General features: G+C 71.8%; 7 protein-coding genes. 6 read left to right on the top strand and 1 reads right to left on the bottom strand.

Translation table 11 applies throughout. The features are described from left to right. The 3 genes from purL to grxD all read left to right on the top strand — a co-directional run. Nucleotides 1–1,927, top strand: a 1,927-nt coding sequence (gene purL / locus Q0112_RS06605) for a phosphoribosylformylglycinamidine synthase subunit PurL (protein WP_297972998.1), incomplete at its 5' end; no start/stop codon positions are given. 71 nt (nucleotides 1,928–1,998) lie between these two features. Then, entirely contained in the window at nucleotides 1,999–2,241 is a 243-nt protein-coding gene (locus Q0112_RS06600; protein ID WP_297972995.1) for a BolA/IbaG family iron-sulfur metabolism protein, read from the top strand. Between the two features lie 5 nt (nucleotides 2,242–2,246). Beyond that, complete coding sequence (grxD, locus tag Q0112_RS06595) at nucleotides 2,247–2,621, top strand: Grx4 family monothiol glutaredoxin (protein WP_297972993.1); 375 nt, start codon at nucleotides 2,247–2,249, stop codon at nucleotides 2,619–2,621. 127 nt (nucleotides 2,622–2,748) lie between these two features. On the opposite strand, the gene Q0112_RS06590 is transcribed toward grxD, so the two are convergent. Next, entirely contained in the window at nucleotides 2,749–4,305 is a 1,557-nt protein-coding gene (locus Q0112_RS06590; protein ID WP_297972990.1) for an AMP-binding protein, read from the bottom strand. Between the two features lie 246 nt (nucleotides 4,306–4,551). On the opposite strand from Q0112_RS06590, the gene rpsB reads away from it, so the two are divergent. The 3 genes from rpsB to Q0112_RS06575 all read left to right on the top strand — a co-directional run. After that, nucleotides 4,552–5,328 carry a 30S ribosomal protein S2 gene (gene rpsB, locus Q0112_RS06585; protein WP_297972986.1) on the top strand — a complete coding sequence of 259 codons (777 nt, stop codon included), beginning with the start codon at nucleotides 4,552–4,554 and terminating at the stop codon, nucleotides 5,326–5,328. A 73-nt stretch (nucleotides 5,329–5,401) separates the two neighbouring features. Continuing rightward, complete coding sequence (tsf, locus tag Q0112_RS06580; RefSeq protein ID WP_297973001.1) at nucleotides 5,402–6,277, top strand: translation elongation factor Ts; 876 nt, start codon at nucleotides 5,402–5,404, stop codon at nucleotides 6,275–6,277. Nucleotides 6,278–6,413: 136 nt separating this feature from the next. Next, the coding region (locus Q0112_RS06575) for a uridine monophosphate kinase (RefSeq protein WP_367278449.1) at nucleotides 6,414–6,858 on the top strand (445 nt) is incomplete at its 3' end.

The raw sequence follows: 6,858 nt of genomic DNA, 5'->3' as shown, positions 1-6,858 counted from the left end.
GGCCCTCGTCTTCAAGATGGAGAGCCACAACCACCCCTCCTACATCGAGCCCTACCAGGGGGCGGCGACCGGGGTCGGCGGCATCCTGCGCGACGTCTTCACCATGGGGGCGCGGCCGATCGCGGCGATGAACGCGCTCTCCTTCGGCGAGCCCGCGCATCCGAAGACGCGGAGCCTCGTCAACGGCGTCGTCGCCGGGATCGGCGGCTACGGCAACGCCTTCGGCGTGCCGACGATCGGCGGCGAGCTGCGCTTCCACCCCGCCTACAACGGCAACTGCCTCGTCAACGCCTTCGCGGCCGGCCTCGCGCCGGCGGACGGCATCTTCTACTCGGCCGCCTCGGGCGTCGGGATGCCGGTCGTCTACCTCGGCGCCAAGACCGGGCGCGACGGCGTCGGGGGGGCGACCATGGCCTCGGCCGAGTTCGACGAGACGATCGAGGAGAAGCGCCCGACCGTGCAGGTGGGCGACCCCTTCACCGAGAAGCGGCTGATGGAGGCCTGCCTCGAGCTGATGGCGACGGGCGCCGTCATCTCGATCCAGGACATGGGCGCGGCCGGGCTCACCTGCTCGGCGGTCGAGATGGGCGACAAGGGCGACCTCGGCATCCGGCTCGACCTCGACCGGGTGCCGGTGCGCGAGGCGGGGATGACCGCCTACGAGATGATGCTCTCCGAGAGCCAGGAGCGGATGCTGATGGTGCTCCGCCCGGAGAAGGAGGCCGAGGCGCGCGCCGTCTTCGAGAAATGGGATCTCGACTTCGCCGTGGTCGGCGAGACGATCGCCGAGGACCGCTTCCTCGTGCTGCACGGCAACGAGGTGAAGGCCGACCTGCCGCTGAAGGCGCTCTCCGGCACCGCGCCCGAATACGACCGCCCCTGGGAGGCGACGCCCGGGCCGGCGCCGCTCGGCCCGGTGCCGGCCGTCGATCCGGTGGAGGCGGTGGTGAGGATCATCGCCAGCCCCAACCACTGCAGCCGGGCCTGGGTCTGGTCGCAGTACGACCATATGGTGATGGCCGACACCGTGGTGCCGCCGGGATCGGACGCCGGCGTCGTGCGGGTGCACGGGACCGGCAAGGGCATCGCCTTCACCTCGGACGTGAACCCGCGCTACTGCCGCGCCAATCCCGAGCGCGGCGGGGCGCAGGCCGTGGCCGAGGCCTACCGCAACCTGACGGCGACCGGCGCGCGGCCGCTCGCGGCGACGGACAATCTCAACTTCGGCAACCCGGAGCGGCCGGAGATCATGGGCCAGTTCGTCGGCTGCATCAAAGGCATCGCCGCCGCCTGCCTCGCGCTCGACATGCCGATCGTGTCGGGAAACGTCAGCCTCTACAACGAGACCGAGGGCCGGGCGATCCTGCCGACGCCGACCATCGGCGGGGTGGGGCTGATCGAGCGGCTCGACGCCGTGATCCGCATGGCGCCCTCCGACGGCGACCGCCTGCTCCTCCTCGGGGAGACCCGCGGGCATCTCGGCCAGTCGGCGCTCCTCGCCGAGGTCTTCGGCCGCGAGGAGGGCGACGCGCCGCCGGTCGATCCGGCCCGCGAGCGGCGGACGGGCGAGTTCCTGCGCCGGGCCAACGCCGCCGGGCTGGTGCGGGCGGCGCACGACCTCTCCGACGGCGGCCTCGCGCTGGCGGCGGTCGAGATGGCCCTGGCCGGGGTCCTCGGGGTCGAGGTGGTCGCCGACGACCTGCTCGACGCGACGCGCTGGTTCTTCGGCGAGGACCAGGCGCGCTACCTGATCGCCTGCGCGCCCGAGGCGGTGGCCGACCTGATGGGGCGGGCGCGCGATGCGCTGGTGCCGCTGCGCGACGTCGGCTGGTTCGGCGGCGACGAGATCCGCCTCGGCGCAGGGCGCGTCGCGCTCGCGGCGGTGGCCGCGGCGCATGCCTCGGGCCTGCCGCGGCTCCTCGACTGAGCGGCGCCCCTTGCAGCGCCCCTGGAGCGGTTCTAAGTTTCCGCGAAGAATGGCGGGAGACGGTTGCCGAGATGGCGATTGAAGCGGCGGAGATCGAGCGGCTGATCCGGGCGGAGTTCCCCTCCGCGAAGGTCGAGATCACCGACCTGGCCGGCGACGGCAACCATTATGCCGCGACGGTGACCGCCGAGGAGTTCCGCGGGCTGAACCGGGTGCGGCAGCATCAGCTGGTCTACGCCGCGCTCAAGGGGAAGATGGAAGGGTCGCAGGGCGAGCTGCACGCTCTGGCGCTGACGACCAAGGTACCGGAGTAAGGGAAATGACCACCACCGAAGCCTCGGCGCACGAGGCGATCAAGGCCGACCTCGAGGCGAACGACGTGGTCCTGTTCATGAAGGGCACGGCGCAGATGCCGCAGTGCGGCTTCTCGAGCCGGGTCGCGGGCGTGCTCAACTACATGGGCATCGCCTACAAGGACGTGAACGTGCTGGCCGACGAGGCGATCCGCAACGGGATCAAGAGCTTCTCCGACTGGCCGACCATCCCCCAGCTCTACGTGAAGGGCGAGTTCGTCGGCGGCTGCGACATCGTGACCGAGATGACGCTGTCGGGCGAGCTCGACGAGCTCCTCACCGCCAAGGGGATCAGCTTCGACAAGGCCGCGGCGGAGAAGATCCGCGAGGCGAACCGCTGAGCGCGCCTCCGGCGCGCCCGGAATCCCGTTAACGAAGGTTTCGATCCGCTTAACGGCGGGCCACTTTATTCAATGAAAACAACGGTAGGGCCAAGTGGGCACGCGTGCCCACCCCGTGCCCGCCGGCTCATCCCCCGGCGGCCTCGAGCAGGGCCTGCAGCCGCGGGAAGTCGGTCTTGCCGGAGGCGGTGACCGGGATCTCGGCCAGGATGCGCAGCTCGGCGGGGAGCTGGATCTCGGCCACGCCCGCCTCCCTGGCGCGGGTCCTGAGGGCCTCGAGCGTCGCGGCGGGGTTGGCGAGGGCGAGGACGACCTTCTGCCCCTTGCGCGGGCAGGGGAGGGCGGCCGCCCCGAGCGGCTCCCCCGGCCAGACCTCGCCGGCGAGCGCCTCGACCGCGGCCAGCGAGACCATCTCGCCGCCCACCTTGGCGAAGCGCTTCGCCCGGCCGACGATGACGACGTGCCCTTCCTCGCCCAGCCGCACGATGTCGCCGGTGTCGTACCATCCGCCCGCGGGCGGCGCGACCCGTCCGCCGCCCCCGGGCAGCAGGTAGCCCGCCATCACGTTCGGCCCCCGCACCAGCAGCCGGTGGCCCTCGACGCCGGCGACCGGCTCCAGCCGGTGCTCGATGCCGGGCAGCAGGCGCCCCACCGTCCCCGGCCGCGGATCGCCGAGGTCGTTGAGCGCCATCACCGGCCCGGTCTCGGTCGCGCCGTAGCCCTCGAGGACGGTCGCCCCGAACCGCTCCGCCCAGAAGGCCCGCGTCGTCGCCTTGACCGGCTCGGCGCCGGCCACGACGGCGCGCAGCGAGGCGAAATGCTCCGCCGTCGCCCGCCGCCCCCAGCCGGCGAGGAAGGTGTCGGTGCCGAGCAGGATCGTCGCCTGAAGCTTGCGCGCCAGCTCCGGGATGACCCGGTAGTGCAGCGGCGAGGGGTGGAGCCCGGTGCGGATGCCGGTCGCGAGCATCAGCACGATGCCGGCGGTGAGGCCGAAGCTGTGGAAGAGCGGCAGCGCCGAGACCGCCCGGTCGTCCGGCCCGATCGGCGCCCGCGCCTGCAGCTGCGCGACGTTGGCGAGGAGGTTGCCGTGGGTGAGCACCACCCCCTTCGGCGCGCCCTCGGTCCCCGAGGTGAAGAGCACCGCCGCCTCGGTCTCCCGCCCGAGATCGCCCGGGGCGCGCCGGGCGGCGACGAAGCCGGCGAGCCGGTCGAAGCCCGTCGCCACCTCGCGCAGATCCTCGGTCCAGACGAGGTTCAGCCCCTCCGCCCGCAGCAGCGTGAAAAGGTCGCCGAAGCCGCCCTTCTCGGCGAAGCCGCGGCTCGAGAGGACGCTGGTGCAGCCGGCGGTGCGCAGGGCCGAGAGCAGCGGCCCGGCCCCGACCGTCGGGTTGAGCAGCGCCGGCACCCGCCCGGCGCGCCAGAAGGCGAGCAGGACCGCGGCGGCGCCCGGCGCCGCCGGCAGGAGCAGGCCGACCCGCTCGCCGGGCGCGAACCGCGCCCGCAGCCGGCGCTCGAGCACCGCCGCGGCCAGCGCGAGCTGGCCGTGGGTCACCGCGGCGCCCTCGATGTCCTCGAAGGCGACCCGCCCGGACCCGAGCGTGCGGCGCGCGGCGAGCACGGCCTCCGGGATCGAGGCGAAGCGGTAGAGGGACCTGAAGCGGTCGTCTTCCGGGCCGGGTCGCACGCTTCATCCTCCCTCGGTGACGGTCGTGCCGAAGGTCGGCGAAAATGCGCGTCCTGAAAAGCCGCTCTTGCTCTGCTCTCGGCAGGGCGGCTTGCAATCCGGCGGAAAAGCGGCTAGAGCCCCGCCGTTCAAATCCACAGGCGGAGGCGAGGGCCGCGCGGGGGAGACATCCCCGTCGGTCCACCGGTCGGGTCGCAAGGCCCGCTTCTCCGCCGCGGCGAAACCGGAAAGAGGAAGACGCGAGCCATGGCTCTGCCTGAATTCACCCTGCGCCAGCTCCTGGAAGCCGGCGTCCACTTCGGCCACCAGACCCACCGCTGGAACCCGCGCATGGGGCCGTACATCTACGGCGACCGCAACGGCATCCACATCATCGACCTGACCCAGACCGTGCCGCTCCTCGACCAGGCGCTGCTCGCCGTGCGCGAGACCGTCGCCAAGGGCGGGCGCATCCTCTTCGTCGGCACCAAGCGGCAGGCGCAGAAGGCCGTCGCCGACGCGGCCGAGCGGTCGGCGCAATACTACATGAACCACCGCTGGCTGGGCGGCACGCTCACCAACTGGAAGACGATCTCGCAGTCGATCTCGCGGCTGAAGTCGATCGACGAGAAGCTCGCGGGCGGCGCCGCCGGCCTGACCAAGAAGGAGCGGCTCGGGCTCGAGCGGGAGCAGAACAAGCTGCAGCAGTCGCTCGGCGGCATCCGCGAGATGGGCGGCACGCCCGACATGATCTTCGTCATCGACACCAACAAGGAGGATCTGGCGATCCTCGAGGCGAGGAAGCTCGGCATCCCGGTGATCGCGGTGCTCGATTCGAACTCCTCGCCGGACGGGATCGACTATCCGGTCCCCGGCAACGACGACGCGGCGCGGGCGATCGCGCTCTACTGCGACCTGATCGCGCGGGCGGCGATCGACGGCATGGCGGCGCAGATGGGCGCGGCCGGCGTCGACATCGGCGCGCTGGCCGAGGGCCCGGTCGAGGAGGCGCTGGCCGAGGAGGCGGGCGAGGCCGAGGCCTGATCCCGCCGGGAAGATGCCGCGGCGCGCCCGGGCGCCCGCGGCGCCGATTTCGAGCTTTGAAGGGATTTTCGTGATGTCGATCACGGCGACGATGGTGAAGGAACTGCGTGACGTCTCGGGCGCGGGGATGATGGACGCCAAGAAGGCGCTGACCGAGACGGGGGGCGACATGGAGGCGGCCATCGACTGGCTGCGCACCAAGGGCCTCGCCAAGGCGGCGAAGAAGGCCGGCCGCACCGCGGCCGAGGGCCTCGTCGGCGTGGCGGTGAAGGGCGGCGTGGGCGTGGCGGTGGAGGTCAATTCCGAGACCGACTTCGTGGCGCGCAACTCGGACTTCCAGGCCATCGTGCGGGCGATCGCCGAGGTGGCGACCGGCTGCGCCGACATCGAGGCGCTCCGGGGCGCGAAGCTCGGCGACCAGACGGTCGAGGAGGCGGTGACCGAGAAGATCACCACCATCGGCGAGAACCTGCACCTGCGCCGCATGGTGGCGGTCGAGGGCGAGAGCGTCGCTTCCTACGTCCACAACGCGGTGGCGGACGGCCTCGGCAAGATCGGCGTGCTGGTGGCGCTGAAGGGCGCCGACAACGGCATCGGCAAGCAGATCGCCATGCACGTCGCGGCGACGGCGCCGGCCTCGCTCGGCGAGGCCGACCTCGATCCCGCGCTGGTCGAGCGGGAGAAGAACATCCTGACCGAGCAGGCGCGCGAGAGCGGCAAGCCGGACGCGGTGATCGAGAAGATGATCGTCGGGCGGATGAAGAAGTTCTTCGAGGAGGTCACGCTCCTCAACCAGAAGTTCGTCATCAATCCCGACGTCACCGTCGGCCAGGCGGCGAAGGACGCCGGCGTGGAAGTGGTGGCCTTCGCCCGGCTCGCGGTGGGCGAGGGCGTCGAGAAGGAGGCCGAGGACTTCGCCTCCGAGGTCGCCAAGACCGCCGGCCGCTGAGCCGGCGGGCCTGTCGCGGCGCGGCGGACCGCGCTGCGTTCCCGGGCGTCCGAGCGTGAAACGCCCGGGAATAGACGTTGAAACCCTAGCCGAATTCGGCCATTTTGCGCGCGATCGACGGGAGGAAGGCTGAGGCATGACGGAGGTGGCTACCATGGCAGCCCAGGCCCCGGCCGCCCGCCTCGCCTACAAGCGCATCCTCCTCAAGATCTCCGGCGAGGCGCTGATGGGGCCGCAGCAATACGGGCTGCATCCACCCACGGTAGAGCGGATCGCCGAGGAGGTCATCTCGCTGCACGAGCTCGGCGTCGAGATCGCCATGGTGATCGGCGGCGGCAACATCTTCCGCGGGCTGCAGGGCTCGGCGCAGGGGATGGAGCGCACGACCGCGGACTACATGGGAATGCTGGCGACGGTGATGAACGCGCTCGCCATGCAGTCGGCGCTCGAGGGGCGCGGGGTCCACACCCGGGTGGTGTCGGCGATCCCGATGGACCAGGTCTGCGAGCCCTACATCCGCCGCCGAGCGGTGCGCCATCTCGAGAAGGGCAGGGTGGTGATCTTCGCCGCCGGCACCGGCA

Source organism: uncultured Amaricoccus sp. (assembly GCF_937858865.1).
Classification (GTDB): Bacteria; Pseudomonadota; Alphaproteobacteria; order Rhodobacterales; family Rhodobacteraceae; genus Amaricoccus.
Note: the sequence above shows the minus strand (reverse complement) of the source record. Positions and strands in the feature narration are given on the sequence as shown.